The organism is Streptomyces sp. AC627_RSS907, from assembly GCF_019049165.1.
Genome location: NZ_JAGMUE010000193.1, coordinates 1 through 826, shown reverse-complemented (window position 1 = coordinate 826; position 826 = coordinate 1). Strand labels below are relative to the sequence as shown.

The 826-nt window shown below is 71.1% G+C and carries 1 protein-coding gene; it reads right to left on the bottom strand.

The window, feature by feature from the left end:
- On the bottom strand, window positions 1-826 hold an 826-nt coding region (locus KUM32_RS31370), incomplete at both ends, for a M6 family metalloprotease domain-containing protein (RefSeq protein ID WP_217145350.1).

The following is an 826-nucleotide window of genomic DNA, read 5'->3' as shown; positions in this document are numbered from 1 at the left end:
CCATCATGGCGTACCCGCCACGTCGCGACACGGGGAGGAAGACCACCTTCGTGCCGCCGGGGCGGGCGAGCGGGGTCAGGGTGTGCCGGGATATTCCGGCTCGGGCGGTCGCGTCGGGACTCTCGGTAGCGCACGCGACCTGCCGCGCGCCGAGCCAGCCCAGCTTCCACTTGTGCCAGCCGAGTATGTCGTTGTTGGCCCCCCAGTCCTCCGACATCAGGTCCCAGTGCCCGGCCCGGCCCGCGCCCGACGCGGTGTAGAGGTCGGGCAGGCCGAAGGAGTGGTTGTTCTCGTGCGGCAGCACTCGGTAACCGGTCTCGCGCAGGGTGCCGGTGCCGTCGTCCTGGCGGCTGTAGACGAACGAGACATTGGACAGGCGCACGCCGTCGGCGCGCGGCGCGCGCTCGTTGTCCGCGAACGTCACCGAGAGCACCGTGTGCGTCGCCGGCGGCCCCGCGTTCGGCGTGACCAGGACGTTGACCAGGTCGTACCGCCCGAAGTCCACGCGCTTGTCGGCCGCGGCCACGATGTCCTTGAGCAGCCGCTGATAGCCGGGCTCGTACGGGCTGCCGCGGTCGATGCCGTACGCGGTGAAGGGGCGCGGCATCCGGAGCCAGTGGCGGATCGGCGTGGCGGGCCGGTAGTCGAGCCGCCCGTACGAACCGCGGGTGAACCAGCGGGAGGTCTGCGGGAAGAACTCTACGAACCGCTGTCGCGCCGTGCCCTCGCCGGGCGTGTCCGGGAAGTCGATCATGAGGGTCAGCGCGTGCACCGTGCCGGTGCTGCGCGCGTAGCCGTCCTTGGTCGGTATGCCTTCGGACAGGTG